General features: G+C 67.7%; 16 protein-coding genes and 1 pseudogene. 6 read left to right on the plus strand and 11 right to left on the minus strand.

Annotated elements, in window-relative coordinates:
• Positions 1-3 precede the first annotated feature (3 nt).
• The 6 genes and pseudogenes from SSPN_RS62445 to SSPN_RS42375 all read right to left on the minus strand — a co-directional run bounded on the left by SSPN_RS62445 (position 4) and on the right by SSPN_RS42375 (position 4,043).
• A complete protein-coding gene (locus tag SSPN_RS62445) occupies positions 4-135 on the minus strand; it encodes a hypothetical protein (protein WP_394378960.1) in 132 nt (43 codons plus the stop codon).
• Positions 136-154: 19 nt separating this feature from the next.
• Positions 155-199: pseudogene (locus SSPN_RS62450) on the minus strand (hypothetical protein); the annotation flags it as partial.
• A 64-nt stretch (positions 200-263) separates the two neighbouring features.
• Entirely contained in the window at positions 264-1,943 is a 1,680-nt protein-coding gene (locus SSPN_RS42370; RefSeq protein ID WP_237710446.1) for a xanthine dehydrogenase family protein molybdopterin-binding subunit, read from the minus strand.
• Entirely contained in the window at positions 1,898-2,488 is a 591-nt protein-coding gene (locus SSPN_RS59220) for a hypothetical protein (protein ID WP_237710447.1), read from the minus strand. Before SSPN_RS59220 ends, SSPN_RS42370 begins: the two co-directional genes overlap by 46 nt.
• Positions 2,488-3,474 (minus strand): FAD binding domain-containing protein, encoded by a 987-nt coding sequence (locus tag SSPN_RS0104020; RefSeq protein WP_010307317.1) that lies wholly within the window; start codon positions 3,472-3,474, stop codon positions 2,488-2,490. The genes SSPN_RS59220 and SSPN_RS0104020 overlap by 1 nt, the downstream gene beginning before the upstream one ends.
• A complete protein-coding gene (locus SSPN_RS42375) occupies positions 3,471-4,043 on the minus strand; it encodes a 2Fe-2S iron-sulfur cluster-binding protein (RefSeq protein WP_010307320.1) in 573 nt (190 codons plus the stop codon). Before SSPN_RS42375 ends, SSPN_RS0104020 begins: the two co-directional genes overlap by 4 nt.
• 426 nt (positions 4,044-4,469) lie before the next feature.
• Here SSPN_RS42375 and SSPN_RS42380 point away from each other — a divergent pair, with 426 nt between their 5' ends.
• Positions 4,470-4,889: a hypothetical protein gene (locus SSPN_RS42380; protein WP_010307322.1), complete on the plus strand. Its 420-nt coding sequence runs from the start codon at positions 4,470-4,472 to the stop codon at positions 4,887-4,889.
• 54 nt (positions 4,890-4,943) lie between these two features.
• Here SSPN_RS42380 and SSPN_RS0104035 read toward each other — a convergent pair whose 3' ends face one another.
• The 3 genes from SSPN_RS0104035 to SSPN_RS0104045 all read right to left on the minus strand — a co-directional run bounded on the left by SSPN_RS0104035 (position 4,944) and on the right by SSPN_RS0104045 (position 7,490).
• Positions 4,944-5,603, minus strand: a complete 660-nt coding sequence (locus SSPN_RS0104035) for a TIGR04282 family arsenosugar biosynthesis glycosyltransferase (RefSeq protein WP_010692443.1) — start codon at positions 5,601-5,603, stop codon at positions 4,944-4,946.
• Positions 5,600-6,298, minus strand: a complete 699-nt coding sequence (locus tag SSPN_RS0104040; protein WP_029534949.1) for a glycosyltransferase family 2 protein — start codon at positions 6,296-6,298, stop codon at positions 5,600-5,602. Before SSPN_RS0104040 ends, SSPN_RS0104035 begins: the two co-directional genes overlap by 4 nt.
• A gap of 112 nt (positions 6,299-6,410) precedes the next feature.
• Positions 6,411-7,490 carry an NAD-dependent epimerase/dehydratase family protein gene (locus tag SSPN_RS0104045; RefSeq protein WP_010692445.1) on the minus strand — a complete coding sequence of 360 codons (1,080 nt, stop codon included), beginning with the start codon at positions 7,488-7,490 and terminating at the stop codon, positions 6,411-6,413.
• An 84-nt stretch (positions 7,491-7,574) separates the two neighbouring features.
• Between SSPN_RS0104045 and SSPN_RS42385 the strand changes: the two genes are divergently transcribed.
• The 4 genes from SSPN_RS42385 (at position 7,575) to SSPN_RS42390 (ending at position 11,954) form a co-directional block, all read left to right on the plus strand.
• Positions 7,575-8,945, plus strand: coding sequence for a glycosyltransferase 87 family protein (locus tag SSPN_RS42385; RefSeq protein WP_010692446.1), 1,371 nt, complete (start codon positions 7,575-7,577; stop codon positions 8,943-8,945).
• Between the two features lie 339 nt (positions 8,946-9,284).
• Entirely contained in the window at positions 9,285-10,670 is a 1,386-nt protein-coding gene (locus SSPN_RS0104055) for a molybdopterin-dependent oxidoreductase (RefSeq protein WP_010692447.1), read from the plus strand.
• A 2-nt stretch (positions 10,671-10,672) separates the two neighbouring features.
• The gene (locus SSPN_RS0104060) at positions 10,673-11,167 is read left to right on the plus strand and encodes a hypothetical protein (RefSeq protein ID WP_029534951.1); all 495 of its coding nucleotides are present in this window, start codon (positions 10,673-10,675) and stop codon (positions 11,165-11,167) included.
• Positions 11,168-11,447: 280 nt separating this feature from the next.
• The gene (locus SSPN_RS42390; protein ID WP_010692449.1) at positions 11,448-11,954 is read left to right on the plus strand and encodes an IS110 family transposase; all 507 of its coding nucleotides are present in this window, start codon (positions 11,448-11,450) and stop codon (positions 11,952-11,954) included.
• 205 nt (positions 11,955-12,159) lie between these two features.
• On the opposite strand, the gene SSPN_RS0104070 is transcribed toward SSPN_RS42390, so the two are convergent.
• A complete protein-coding gene (locus tag SSPN_RS0104070) occupies positions 12,160-12,588 on the minus strand; it encodes a pyridoxamine 5'-phosphate oxidase family protein (RefSeq protein ID WP_010692450.1) in 429 nt (142 codons plus the stop codon).
• Complete coding sequence (locus SSPN_RS0104075; RefSeq protein WP_010692452.1) at positions 12,585-13,442, minus strand: NAD(P)H-binding protein; 858 nt, start codon at positions 13,440-13,442, stop codon at positions 12,585-12,587. Before SSPN_RS0104075 ends, SSPN_RS0104070 begins: the two co-directional genes overlap by 4 nt.
• An 81-nt stretch (positions 13,443-13,523) precedes the next feature.
• Between SSPN_RS0104075 and SSPN_RS0104080 the strand changes: the two genes are divergently transcribed.
• Positions 13,524-14,456: an AraC family transcriptional regulator gene (locus SSPN_RS0104080; protein WP_010692453.1), complete on the plus strand. Its 933-nt coding sequence runs from the start codon at positions 13,524-13,526 to the stop codon at positions 14,454-14,456.
• Positions 14,457-14,783: the final 327 nt, after the last annotated feature.

A 14,783-nucleotide genomic window follows, 5' to 3' on the forward strand; every position in this document is an offset into this window, starting at 1 on the left:
CCGTCAACTGCGGACCTGGAGGCGGCCCACCGAGGCGTCCACAGCGGGCTTGTCGGCCTGCGGCACGCCGATTACCGCAAGTTGTTCGCGGATCGAGTTCGAAGAGCTCTTGGAGCGCGTCGGCGTAGTCGGCACCGCCCCGCACCGACGCGAGTTGCTTGACCCGGACCGTCGGCGCGTGCGGGAGCTTGTCCACCACGCGGCGGACGGTACGCGACAGGCATGGCAATCTTCCGATGCGTGCTTTGCGGCAGGTTGCAGCCTCAGATGTCCGCTGGCGGTAGTTCGGGCAGCAGCTTGTCGAGCGTGATGGGAAAATCTCGCACGCGTATTCCGGTGGCGTTGAACACCGCGTTGGCCACCGCTGCGCCGGCTCCGCAGATGCCTAGTTCACCGAGTCCTTTCGCGCCGAGGACGTTGGCTTTGTCGTCGAACCCGTCAAGCACGACGGCATCGATCTCGGGGATATCGGCGTGGACGGGCACCAGGTAGTTCGCGAGATCCCGGGTGACGAAGGCGCCGGTCCGCGTGTCGACGACGCCCTCTTCTTCCAACGCTGCGCCCACTCCCCAGATCATGCCGCCGATCAACTGCGAGCGCGCCGTCTTGGCGTTGAGGACGCGACCCGCCGAGAACACGCCGAGCATCCGCCGGAGACGGATCTCGGCGGTGTAGGCGTCAACGCCGACTTCCACGAAGTGCGCCCCATAGGTGTGGATCGAGTAGGCGGCGTAATTCGGCTCCTCCATCATCCAGACCGTTGAGCCTTCTGCCTCGACACCTTCGGGCTGGGTGCGCGCGATGATCTCACTCAGCGCGTCGGATCGGCCACCGATGTGCACGCTGCCGTCCGAGAACACCGCGCCTGCCGGATCCAGGCCATGCAGTGAGGAGCGCGCGTCGCCGGTCGCCGTGATCAGCAGCTTCTCGCGAAGGGATTCGCATGCGCGGTATACGGCGGTGCTCGAGTTGCCGGCGCCCCATGAGCCGCCGGAGCCCACGCTGACGGGAAGCTCGGAACGCCCGAGTTCCACGCGGACGCGTTCGACCGGCAGTCCGAGCGCCTCAGCAGCGACCTGGCTGAGGATCGTATAGGTGCCCGTGCCGATGTCGGTCATGTCCGACTGGACTACGGCGGTGCCGTCCGCGTCCAATCGGACGCGCGCCGTCGCCGCTCCCTGGAAATGCCCGCGGATGGCGGCGGAGACACCGTAGCCGACCAGCCACGGCCCGTCCCGAAGAGTCGCTGGCTTGTCGGGGCGGCGCTCCCAACCGAACCGGCGGGCTCCTTCGCGCAGGCAGTCGACCAGCTGACGGTCGCTGAAGGGCACGCCGCGCTCCGGGTCTCGCTCCGGCTCGTTGCGGATCCGCAGCTCAACCGGATCCATCCCGACCGCGTCGGCCAGTTCGTCCATCGCTGACTCGACCGCCAGCAGGCCCGGCGCGTCGCCCGGCGCGCGGACGTCTTCACCCTGCGGCAGATCCAGCGGCACCAGCCGGGTGCGCGTAAACCGGTGGGGCGCGGCGTAGAGGCTGCGAGTCGAGGTGGCGGTCGGCTCGCCGTACTCGATGTGCCGGTTCGTGTGCATGGTGACCTCGTGGCCGAGCGCGACCAGCCGTCCGTCCGGTCCGGCACCCAGCCGAACCCGCTGGCTCGATGTGGGGCGCAAGCCGACGAGGTGGAAGATCTGCTGCCGGGTCAGCGCGACCTTGACCGGCTGGCGCAACGCGCGCGCGGCGAAGACCGCGAGGATCGCTTCGGCGTGAATGCGCAGTTTGGAGCCGAATCCGCCGCCGACGTACGGGGTGACGATGTGGATCCGTTCTCCGGTGAGCCGGAGCGTGGCAGCGATCGAGGCGTGAGCCGCGTCGACGATCTGCGTAGCGGCGTAGACCGTCAGATCTTCGCCGTGCGGTACCGCGAGACATGCGTGTGGTTCCAACGCCTGGGAAAACTCGTACGGCGTCGTGGCTGGTCGACTTTGATCGCCGCGGCGTCGAATCCGTCTCCGAAATCGCCCACCGCGGTGTCGGTGCGCAAACCCACGATCAGATGTTTCGGCGCGTACTCCTGATCCTGATGGGCGGCGAAGTCGAAATGTCCAGCCTCTGCTGCGTATTCAACATCGACGAGCGCGGCCGCAGCGCGTGCCTGCTCGAATGTCGTGGCGACGACGAGCGCCACGGCTTCGCCATAATGGCGGACCTCGGGACGGCTCAGCGTCGGATAGGCACGCCAGTACTCGAAGGGGATGGACTCATCACGGGTGCCTTGAACCGGGGTGTTGAGGTGGGTCAGCACCAGCCGAACGCCCGGCGCGCGCTCGGCCGGCGAGGGGTCGATTCGCGTGATGCGGCCTTTGCCTATCGTCGCGCCGACGATGAAGCCGTAGAGCGGTTGGCCACCATCCCACTGCTCATAGGCGTAAGGCGCTCCGCCCGTGACCTTCAACGGGCCATCGACGCGGTTGAGAGATCGCCCGATCATCACGCCTCCGCCCCGATCGCCTGCGCCAGCGTGCAGCAGAACGTGCGTTTGGCGAGCTCGATCTTGAAGTCGTTGTCGCCACGGCCCACGGCTTCCCGCATAGCCGCGTCGGCGGCGGCGCGATACGTGGCCATCGTGGCGGGATTGCCGATCAATGCGGCCTCCGCATCGAAGGATCGCCAAGGCTTGTGCGCCACGGCGCCGAACGCGACACGAGCCCCGCTGATCGTTCCCCGCCAGGCCGAGACAATGGTCGCCACGGACACCAACGCGAACTCGTAGGACGCCCGGTCACGCACCTTCCGGTAAAGCTGCTGGCCCGGCGGAGGTGGGGGCAGGGAAACGCCGGTGATCATTTCGCCCGGCCGCAGGACGGTCTCGATGTGCGGCGTATCGCCCGGTAGGCGGTGGAAGTCGGTGATGGCGACGCAGCGTTCGGACCGGTCGTCGGCGAGCAGCTCGATCTGCGCCTCCAACACCGCCATCGCGACGGCCATATCAGAAGGGTGCGTGGCGATGCAGGCGTCGCTGGCGCCGAGGATCGCGTGTATGCGGTTGTAACCACCGATCGCCGAGCAGCCGGAGCCGGGATCCCGCTTGTTGCACCCTGCCGCCGTGTCGTAGAAGTACGGACACCGAGTGCGTTGCACGAGGTTGCCGCCGACGGACGCCTTGTTGCGCAACTGCCCCGAAGCGCCAGCGACCAATGCCTGGCACAGAATCGGGTATCTGTCGCGCACCCGATAGTCGGCGGCAACGTCCGAATTCGACGCCTGGGCACCGATACGCAGTCCGCCGTTGGGCAACTCCTCGATGTCCGTCAAGGGCAGGCGGCTGATGTCGACCAGATGGCTCGGTTGTTCGACATCGAGCTTCATCAGGTCGAGCAGATTTGTGCCGCCGCTGATGAACTTCGCGCCTGGACGGGCCCCTGCGAGGATCGCGGCCCGAGCGTCGGTCGCTCGCTCGTAGGTGAACGGCCTCATACCGGACCTCCCTCGGCAACGCCGCGGAGAGCGGCGACGATGTTCGGGTAGGCGGCGCACCGGCAGATATTGCCGCTCATGCGCTCACGGATCTCCTCATCGGTCAACGCGATCTGCCGGGACGCCACGTCGGCGGTGACGTGGCTGGGCCAACCCGCCTTCGCTTCGGCGAGCATCCCGACAGCCGAACAGATCTGGCCGGGCGTGCAATAGCCGCATTGGAAGCCGTCGTACTCGACGAATGCGGCTTGGATGGGATGCAGGGCTTCGGGTGAGCCCAGACCTTCAATCGTCACGATCTCGTCGCCGTCGTGCATGACCGCAAGCGTCAGGCAGGAGTTGATGCGCAGACCGTTGATCAGCACGGTGCAGGCGCCGCACTGCCCGTGGTCGCACCCTTTCTTGGTCCCCGACAAGCGCAGATGCTCGCGCAGCGCGTCTAGGAGCGACGTGCGCGGATCCACCTCCAGGCGCTGCGCACGGCCGTTGACGTTCAACGTGACCGTCGAGAGCTGGGATGTCCGCTCCACTGCGGACGACCAGTGCGTGTCGGTGCCTGACTCGCCCATGACGGTCCTCCTTCTCGCGTTGAACGTGCCGGACCATGACATCGCTTGTCGCCGGAGGCACTGGGCCCGTCGCCCAGCAACAGGCTGGAGGTGGTGTCAGCGGTCAAAATAGGGAATTAGGTCATGGGATACAGGGCACAGCTGAATGGTCGGGTCCGCGCGACCGGTTCGAACAAAGTGGCGGCACGCGGGTCGATCATCAAGCAGCCAGCGCGACGCGGACAGCCACTCGACGCGCTACGGCTCACATCGTCACTGCCCGGTGGTTCCGCGGCGGCGAAGTCTTGCCTCGCGCGATGAGATGGTTGGCAGGGTCTTCCGCAGATCCCGCGCTTGCTCGCTCACTTGCAGCTTGGTGCACATCCTGACAACGGGGTGAGGGGAGCCGGATGAGCCGCGATCCCTGAGACAAAGAAATCGAGATCCTTGCCCTGCGCTAGCAACTGCTCGGTCTACAGCGCCAGATCGGCAAGCCCGCGTTCAGCGACACCGGGCGCTGTCCTCGCTGGCCTGCTCTACCACCTGCCGAGAGAGAAGCTGCGGCACTTCCTGCTGCTCGTACGCCCGGACACGATCTTGAGCTGGCACCGCGATCTGCTCAAGTGGCGCCACGCTGCGACCTGCGTGCCGAAGCGTCGCGGGCGCCCGCCGATCATCCGCTCGATTCGCGCCCTGGTGCTACGTCTGGCGCGCGAGAACAGCTCGTGGGTCTACCGCAGAATCCGCGGTGAACTCGCAGCACTTGGCATCACGGTCGCCGCCTTCACCGTCTGGGAGATCCTCCGCGAGCACGGTATCCCATCCGCGCCCGGACGGCAGAGCACGACGCGGGTCCTTTTTGGATGAACGGCGGAAGCTGTTGCGCAGCAACCGGCGCTGCTGCTTGGCCATGATCTCGGATCAAAGGGGCCTGGTTGCGGGTAAGTAGTTTTCTAGCAGGGTGGCGAAGCGTGATCGCGGGGCGGCCGCCGCTACAGCGATGGCGTCTGGTGCTGTGTCGACGTCGCGCAGTGGTGGCAGGTCGCGCACGTGCAGGCCAGCTGTGGTGAGTCGGCGGCGCTGGGCGGCGCCTGTGTGCGGTGTGGACATCGGGACTCCGCGCAGGAGCGTCGGGTCGGGGGCAGCAAGGCCGAGCGCCCAAAATCCGCCGTCGGTCGCTGGGCCGAACCACGCGTCGCATTCGTGCCACGCGCTGGATACCAGCGCGGGGGCGAGCAATTGGGGGGTCAGCTGCGGGGTGTCCGAGCCGACTACCAACGCGGGGCCGTCCGCGACGGCGCTGAAGGCCTCGGCCAGGCGTTCGTCTAGGCCGCCGGCGGCCTGCGGTATCACCTCGATGCCGGAAGGCAGCCAGCGTCCAGGTTTGCCGTCCAGCACGAGTACCCGGCGGTGGGCTGGGCAGCGGCGTATGGCCTGCAGGGTGTCGACAAGCGCGGCCTCGGCCAGCGCGGCGGCCTGGTCGGGGGTAAACGGCGGGGTCAGCCGAGTCTTGACGAACCCGGGCCGTGGCTGCTTGGCGATGACCAGCAGCGTGGTCGGCGGCCTGGCTTCGGTCATCATCGGGCGGTTCCCGCGTGCTGGTGCGGTGGCTCGTCGAGCACGGCGCGCATGTCACGGACGGCGTGCCAGGTGCCACGCAAAGTGCCGGTGACCTTGGATCGCCCCGCGCGCGGGTGGTATGGGACGTCGATCTCGTGCACGCGCCATCCGGCGTCGGCGGCGTGGACGACCATCTGCAGGGGGTAGCCCGATCTGCGGTCGGTCAAAGTCAGTGCGAGCAGGGCCTGCCGACGGGCCACCCGCATCGGTCCGAGGTCGGACAGGTGCAGGCCAGTCCGGCGGCGGATCAGGCGAGCCAGCGCGTGGTTGGCGAGGCGGGCGTGCACTGGCCAGGAGCTGGGACCCGTGGGTCTGCGGCGGCCCAGCATGAGATCCACGCGGCCCTCGAGGACGGGTGCAGCCAGCAATGGCATCAGCCCGGGGTCGAGGGAGGCGTCGCAGTCGCAGAAGCCGACCAGGGGTGCGGTAGCGGCGTGCAGCCCGGCCGCGCAGGCGGCACCGAACCCGCGCAGCGGTTCAACGACGACATGCGCGCCGAGCGAGGCGGCGAGTTCGGCGGATCCATCGGTGGAGCCGTTGTCTACGACCACGGCACGCCAGCCAGGAGGGATCTGCCCCAGCACCCAGGGCAGGGCGGGCGCCTCGTTCAAACACGGAAGCACCAGCTCAGCAGAGGGCGAAGGACTATCCGACATGTCCTACAGGCTAAGCAGACAAACAACATTTCGTGTTGTGGATCAGCCCGAGGTTGGGGCCTAGGTGTGATCTGCGGCGACGATGGCTACCTTGTGCGAGGCAGTGGCGGCGTCATTCGGCTGGCATCCGGGCGGTACTTTCGCGCAGCGGGGCGTCGGCGAATTCCCGCATGCCTTCGGCGAATGACACCTGCGGTAGCCAGCCGAGTTCCGCGCGCAGCCGCGCCGAGCAGGCGGTGATGTGGCGGACGTCGCCGAGACGGTACTCGCCGGTGATTGTGGGCTGTGGCCCGCCGGACGAGGCCAGTGCGGTGGCCATCTCCCCGACCGTGTGCGGGGTGCCGCTGCCGACGTTGTAGGCGCGCAGCGTCCCGGGCGGGAGTAGGCCGTCCAGACCCGTGAGGGCGGCGAGGTTGGCGGCGGCGATGTCCTGGACGTGGATGAAGTCCCGACGCTGGCCGCCGTCTTCGAAGACACGCGGGGGCTCGCCGCGGGCGAGTGCTGAACGGAACAGCGAGGCCACCCCGGCGTACGGGGTGTCACACGGCATGCCCGGGCCGTAGACGTTGTGGTAGCGCAGGGCGATCACGCGGCCGCCGCTGTCCCGTGCCCAACAGGCGGCTAGGTACTCCTGGGCGATTTTCGTCGCCGCGTAGACGGTGCGCGGGTCCGGCGGTGCATCCTCAGACACCAGTTCGGGTGTGAGCGCCGACGCGCAGCGTGGGCAGGCGGGTTCGAAGCGCCCTGCGGTCAGATCCTCGATCTGCCGGGGGCCGGGGCGGACGGTGCCATGCCGGGCGCAGGCATAGCGCCCCTCGCCGTAGACCACCATCGACCCGGCCAAAACGAGGGTACGCACCCTCTGGCGGGCCATCGCGCTGAGCAGGACAGCACTGCCCAGATCATTGCATTCCACGTAGTCGGGGGCATCGCCGAAATCCTTGCCGGCACCGACCATGGCCGCCTGGTGGCAGACGGCGTCCACACCGCGCAGCGCGGCTTCCACCGTCGCCGGATCCCGGACATCGCCGTGAACGAACTCCACACCGGCAGTCGGTGGGGCAGGGGCCGACGCGCCGTGCGCGGCGTCCAGCAGCGCGTCCAGCACACGCACCCCGTGCCCGGCTTCTAGGAGCATTCGGGCGAGGTGCGTGCCGATAAACCCGGCTCCTCCTGTGACGAGCACCAGCACACATCCGAGGCTAGGCGGTATCCGGACACCCGGCGCCGCGAAATCGTGGCCGCGGCTCGTAGCTGTCACCGTGGCGGTGTGGGAGTGCGCACGCTCGGCACCACGGCACTGCTGGCGGCCCTGGTGGCCGTCGTCGTCGCGACCGTCCACATCGGCGGTGATCTCGGACATCCAGGTGCGCTGCTGTATTGGTACGCCGCTGCGTGGGTGCTGTTCGCGGCCGCCGCGTGGGCGGTGCGGCGCGTGACGGTACGTATCGCGGTGCCGCTGATCCTCGCGGGCGGCCTTGCGCTGTGCGCAGCGGGACTGTCGGCTCCACCGCGCACTAGCGACGACTTCTACCGCTACGCCTGGGACGGCCGTGTGCAGGCCGCTGGGATCTCTCCGTACCTTTACCCGCCGGATGCGCCGCAGCTGGCTCGTTTGCGCGACCCGTGGCTTTTTCCCGCTTCGACTGGCTGTCAGGGATGGGACCTGCACCCTGGGGCAGGGGTGTGCACGCACATCAACAGACCGTCGGTGCACACGATTTACCCACCCGTGGCAGAGGCGTGGTTCCTGCTGGTGCACAGCGTCTCCCCGGCAAGCGCGCGTGACAAGACATGGCAGCTCTCTGCCGCGGCGCTCGCCCTCGCCACCACGGGAGGGTTGCTGTTGCATCAGCGGCGGGCGGGTGGTGATCCGCGGCGTGTGGCGCTGTGGGCATGGTGTCCGGCGGTGTCATTGGCCGCGGTCAACGACGCCCACGTGGACACGCTCGGGGTGCTGCTGACGGTGGCTGCGCTCAGCACCGCCTCGGGAGCACGGCGCGGAGCGCTGCTCGGGGCCGCGATCGTCACCAAGTTGCTGCCCGTGCTTGCCCTTCCCGGGGCGCTGTCCGGGGTGCTGGCACCCGGGCCCCCCATACGCGACCGGCTGCGGCAGGCGGCGCGCGTGCTGCTGGCGGCTGTGGCAGTCGTGGCGCTGGCATATCTGCCCTACGTGTTCGCCTCCGGGGCCGCGGTCCTGGGTTATCTCCCGGGCTATCTGCAGGAGGAGGGCTATGAGCAAGGCGATGTCCACCGGTTCGCGCTCCTGCGGCTGGTCCTGCCGGACACCTGGGCCGGCCCGACCGCCGCGGTCCTCATCGCACTCAGCGCCCTCTACGTCCTGTGGAGAGGCGACCCGCATCGTCCATGGCACGCAGCGCTACTGGTCACCGGCACCGCACTACTGCTGATCTCGCCCGCCTACTACTGGTATGCACTCCTGGTCGTCGCCCTGGTGGGAATGGGTGGCCGATGTGAATGGCTTGCCGTCACCGCCGCGGGCACAGCGCTCTACATCGGGGACGCGCTGCACTGGCATACCGTCCAGGCCCTCGCATACGGGCTGGCCGCCGTCGTGGTCTGCGCCGCAGCGGTCATCCGCGCCCGCAACCGAGTGCATGAGCCGGACATTGCCGAGAACACGTGAGCCACGATCACCGCCGGATGCCGCGCTAGAAGCCAATCGGTGGAGTGCCGCGTCGCGGTGTGCCAGAGCATCACATGGCGCAAGGGCACTGCGCGTACACACCCGGCCGCGGCAAGCACCAGCTCACGCTTTCGGCTGGCGAGGGCCACCTGGATGCGCGCCGGATACGGACAGCCGATGGGATCTGTGCCAAATTCGAGGCGTCCACATGCCACTCCCTGATCATGCTCTGGGGGATCCCCCCGGTGAAGCACCCGGGAGACGGGGGAGCTGATGTCATCCAGCGGCTCGAAAAGCCCGAGCTCGGAAAACGGACGCGACCGAGGCAGCCTCAAGCGCGTGGGCGCCGCGATCGGGCTTCCGGCGGCCCGAACTGCCGCGCACATTCGCGCCGTCACGGTACGCGTGACCGCCATCGTGGCGGTTCTCGCGACAGGGGCTGCCGCTCGTGCCCGGGTCGTGGCGCGGCGGATCGGGCAGATGCCCCCGCCTCCGGGCCCGTTTCGTCCAGGATTCTGGCGCAGTCCGATCCGCGGACCGTGGCTGACCTCGGTATTCGGCCTGGTTCTGTTGATCGGTATCCCGCTGTTGTTCGTCACCGGGGCGCTGTCCTACGCCGCCTACAACCCTGGACTCGACCCGGTCAACGACCAGACTCCGGACAAGGGCGTGCTGGGTTTCTACCTCTTTGACTGGCCCACACGTCCGTACTGGCTTTACCGGCTTACCCAGGGCGTGCACGTCACGCTCGGCGTGGTCCTCGTGCCCGTCCTGCTGGGCAAGCTGTGGTCGGTGATCCCGAAACTGTTCGAGTGGCTGCCGGCTCGCAGCCTCGCCCATGCCCTGGAACGGCTGTCTCTGCTGATGTTGGTCGGCGGGGCCATCTTCCAATTCGTCACAGGCATCCTCAACATCCAGATCTACTACGTCTTCCCGGGCTCCTTCTACACCCTGCACTTCTACGGCGCCTGGGTGTTCATCGCCGCCTTCGTCCTCCACGTCTGCCTCCGATTCGGCCGGATGACGCGGGCCCTGCGCTCCCGCCGCCTTGCCGCTGAACTGCGCACCGACCTCGCCCACACCCGCTCCGAGCCACCCGACCCCGACCACCTGGTGCCCACCGGCCCAGCGGCGCCGACAATGACCCGTCGCGGCGCGCTGGGACTGGTTGGAGCGGGATCAATGCTGCTGCTCATGGTCACCGCGGGACAAAGCATCGGCGGCTGGCTACGCAACACCGCTCTTCCAGGCGACGGCCCAAACGGCTTCCAAATCAACAAGACCGCGGCCTCTGTCGGCGTCACCCCGGCGCTTATCGGCCCGAACTGGCGACTTGAAATTCATGGCCACGGGCCGCCGCTGACCTTCACCCGCGAACAGCTCCTGGTCATGCGCCAGCACGCCGCCGACCTGCCCATCGCATGCGTGGAAGGATGGTCCACCGGAAATCAGCACTGGAGCGGACTTCGGCTGGCCGACCTCGCCGCCATGTCCGGACTGCCACGCGCCGGAAGCGTTCTGGTGGAATCCGTCCAATCCTCCGGCCCTTTTAGTACGGTGGCGCTGCGGGGCAATCAGGTTGCGGACCCCCGCTCGTTGCTGGCCCTGCACGTTAACGGCGCAGACCTCTCCGTTGACCACGGTTTCCCGGCCCGCATCATCGTCCCCGCCAATCCCGGCGTGAACAACACCAAATGGGTGCGCCGACTCACCTTCAGAGCATGATCATGACACGCTTCCTGCGCTGGTACGGTTCCGGTCCCTTGCACCTTCTCGTCCTGATCTGCTCGTTCGCCCTCGCCGCCTACGCCCTGGTACGGCTGTTCGCCATCCGCCCGCTTGACGTAGCGATCTGGTTCGTTGGCGCAGCGATCCTCCACGACCTCATCCTGCTTCCGGTGTACTCGCTGGCAGACCTGTCGGCCCGCGCCGTTCTGCGGCATCACCCAGCTCGCCCACTACGGGTCCCGTGGATCAACTACCTGCGTGTTCCCACCTGCCTCTCCGGTGTGCTCCTGATCGTCTGGTTCCCCCTCATCCTCGATCTCTCCGAGCCCTACCCCAGCGCCGCCCGGCTGCCAGAAAACGTCTACCTCGGCCGATGGCTGGCCATCACGGCAGTGCTCTTCGGCGCCTCCGCACTGGCCTTCGCCATCAAGCTCCGCCGCGCCACCCGCCTCAAACAGAAACACACCGCGCCAGGCGAGGACGCCCCACCATGACCACCGGCCAAGGAACGTGCTTCACCTCGGACTGAGGTTCCGACTTGTATGTAGCTACCGGTTGGACAGGTTGGGTGATCACTGGCCGTAGTCTGCCGGAGGTGTCGGGTTGGGCTCGCTCGTGAGGTTCCTGCCGCACGGATGGGCTGGCTCGCCGGGGGTGTGTGGCCTGACCCGACACCGACTGCAGTCTGACTCAACAGAGGTGTGAGCGTCACAGGCTGAAAGTCGGAATGTCAACCGCGGTTTCCCTTATCTCGCATGGAAAGGAACGCGGTTGATGGTCGTCATCGGGGTCGATCCGCATAAGTTCAGTCACACGTCTACAGCGTTGGAGCCGCAGACACATCGTCCACTAGAGACGGTTCGGATCGATGCGGCGCTACCGGAATACCGCCGGTTGCTGACATGGGCGCGACAGTTCTCCGAGCGCCGGTGGGCGGTGGAGAACGCGCGAGGACCCGGCCGCCACCTCACGCAATGGTTGATCGCACGGGGCGAGACCGTGGTGGACGTGCCGCCGACGGCCACCGCCAGGGTCCGGGAGCTTTCCCGAGGCGGTCGCCGCAAGAACGACGCTCTGGATGCCGCGGCAGCCGCCAGCGTGGCCGCCCTGCAGGGCGATGCGATGCTGGTGACTTCCGAGGGAGCCTCGACCGTGCTGGGGCTGTTGGACGAGCGTCGCCTCAACCGGACCCAGCAGCGCACCCGCACGGTCAACCAGTTACACGCCCTGCTGCGTGACTTGCTTCCCGGCGGTGTGTCCACCGACCTCATTACCGACTAGGCCGCCGCCGCTGTGGCCGGAATCCGACCGCAATCGTCGGTGGAACGAGCCCGCAAGGACCTGGTCCGGGAGCTGATCACTGACATCCGCGCGCTGGATCGCCGGCTGAAAGCGAACAAACAACGCATGGAAGAAGCGATCAAGGACTCCGACAGCCGTCTGACCGACATCGCCGGCGTGCGCGGGAGTCTCGCGGACTCGTCGATCAGTTCACCACTCGTCGCACCCGCTCCGGGTGGATCACGATCCGCACCCATTCCTGTGCCATCATGCCCGCGAGTTCGTCGGCCCGCTCCGCAGTGGCCTCACCCCAGTAGCGGGTGAACAGTCGCTGCAACAGGTCATTGGCGCCGTCGGTGTGTAGGGTGACCCGGCCGGTGATCGAGACCCACCGTTCTTGTTCCCCGACTGGGGTGGCGACGATGATCGAGGCGCGGGGGTCGGTGCGCAGGCGGCGGATCTTGACGGTGTCGGGGCTGGTGAACAGTTGGATGGTGTCCTTTTCGGTGGCCTCGAACCACACCGGCCGGGGTTGGGCCGGGTCCGGGCCGCCCGCAACGGTGAGAAAGCCGAGCAGGGGGCGTGCCAGGAGCTGCCGGTCCTCGTCGGTCAGCGCGTCGGAAGGCGTGCTCATTGTGGTCCCCTCTGTTCAGCGAGCCAGCTACCGCCTGCGGCGGCTCGCACGACGAAATCCTCGAAGGCACGCGGTTCTCGGCCAAGCAGGGTCCGGACGCCATCGGTCGGTGTGGCCAGCGTGCCGCGCGCGATGATCACGTACATGTCGGAGACGCAGTAGGCGTAGTGCTCGTCCAGTCCCTGCCTGATCAGGGTCGCCGCGTAGTCATCGACGTCGATCTCGGAGTAGCTGATCGGCCGATCGGTCGCGAGCGAGATCAGTTCGACCGCCTCGCGGTAGGTCAGGGCGCGGGGGCCACTCAGCTCGTAGACCTGGCCGGCGTGGCGGCCGGGTTCGGTCAGGACCGTCGCTATGACGTCCGCGACGTTGTCCACGTCGATCATCGCCTCGGTAAGAGGGCCGACGGGCAGCGCCAGCTCACCCGCGGCGATGGTGTCGCAGTGGGCCTGCGGGTCGGTGAAGTTCTGGAAGAAGTTTGTTGGGCGCAACACGGTCCACTCCAGAGTGGAGCCGCGGACGGCGGCCTCGGCGTCGAGCATGTCCCGCCCGAACCTGGAGTCACCCCATTTGTCGGCGCCCCGTCCGGACAGCAGGACCAGGCGTGACACCCCGGCGGCCTTGGCGCGGGCCACGAACTCGCTCACCGGACCGGGTGTGGTCGGAGCCACGACATAGACAGCGGCCACGCCCTTCAGGGCCGCGTCCCAGCCCGAGGGATCACCCCAGTCGAATCGGGTGGAGCTGGACCGTGACGCCGCCCGGACCGGCACGCCGCGCAGCCGCAGCAGGGCGGCGACGCGGCGCCCGGTCTTCCCGGAAGCGCCGAGGATGAGCACTGTGTCGGAATCCATGAACCTGAGTGAACCGTGACGACTTGGACGATGCCATAGGTAAACGGCCGGATTACCTGTGTCTTCGTCTAGTCTGACGGGGTGGACGCGTTCGGTGATCTGTTCCGCGGAGTCCGGGCCCAGGGGTCGCTGTTCGGCAGCACGACGCTCAAACCGCCCTGGGCACTGCAGTTCATCGACGGCGCCCCACTCACGCTGTGCACCATCTTGGGTGGATCGGGCTGGGTCGTGCCCGAGCACGCGGAGCCCCTACGGCTGCACCCCTACGAGACGATCATCGTGCGGGGTCCGGGCACGTTCACCGTCGTCGACGCCCCGGACACGCGGATCGAGCCCATCGCCTGCGGGCAGGACTGCGCGGTCCCCGAACTGGGCGGCACCCGCCACCGGCTGGGCTGGCACGATCCGCGCGTCGACGGGGCCACCACACTGATCACCGGGGCGTACCCGGTACACGGAGAGATCAGCCGCAGATTGACCGACGCCCTGCCCACCGCGCTGTGGGTCGGCGCCGGCGGCACCGGGGACGCCGTGGTCGACCACCTCGCCGCCGAGATCGCCGTGGACGCCCCAGGCCAGCAAGTTGTGCTCGACCGGCTGCTGGACTGGGTGCTGGTGTGCACCTTGCGAACCTGGTTCGACCGGCCGGGCGGGACACCACCCGCCTGGTGGGCCGCCCAGCGTGACCCGGTGGTGGGTTGTGCCCTACGCCTGCTGCACAGCGACCCGGCCGCCGGCTGGACGGTGTCGTCGCTGGCTGAGCGGGCCGGAGTATCCCGGGCGACGTTGTCCAAACGCTTCACCGAGCTGATGGACGAACCACCTGCGGCTTACCTCACCCGCTGGCGGATGGCAATGGCAGCCGACCTGCTCGTAGACGAGCCATCGATGAGCGTCGCCCAGGTCGCCCAAACCGTGGGCTACGCGGACGCCTTCGGGTTCAGTGCCGCGTTCAAACGGGTGCGGGGTACCAGCCCGCGGGCGTTCCGGCTAACCGTGGCAGCGGAGCCGTGATGAAGGACTCCACGACCCTCGCGAGGCCAAAAACTTCTTACTCCGCAACGACTTACCGCACATCGCACCCCCGAATTGCCAGTTGGGCGTGGCACCGTCGGACTCGGCACCTGAGCTCTTGGCATCATCCGTCTTCCGCACGACATGGTCTTGGTCCAATCCGGTTGGAGTGATCGATCGATGTTGACCATAAGAGGTGCGAGATGGCGCAACGCGGGGGACGCGGCCGGTCAGACTGGCAACGGCGACAGCATGAAATCCATTCAGAGGTAGCTGAACAGCTACGTTGTCTCCTGGCTTTGCGGCAGCGGCGTCCGGGACCGCATC

Origin of the sequence: Saccharopolyspora spinosa NRRL 18395 (assembly GCF_000194155.1) — a bacterium.
GTDB classification, from domain to species: domain Bacteria; phylum Actinomycetota; class Actinomycetes; order Mycobacteriales; family Pseudonocardiaceae; genus Saccharopolyspora; species Saccharopolyspora spinosa.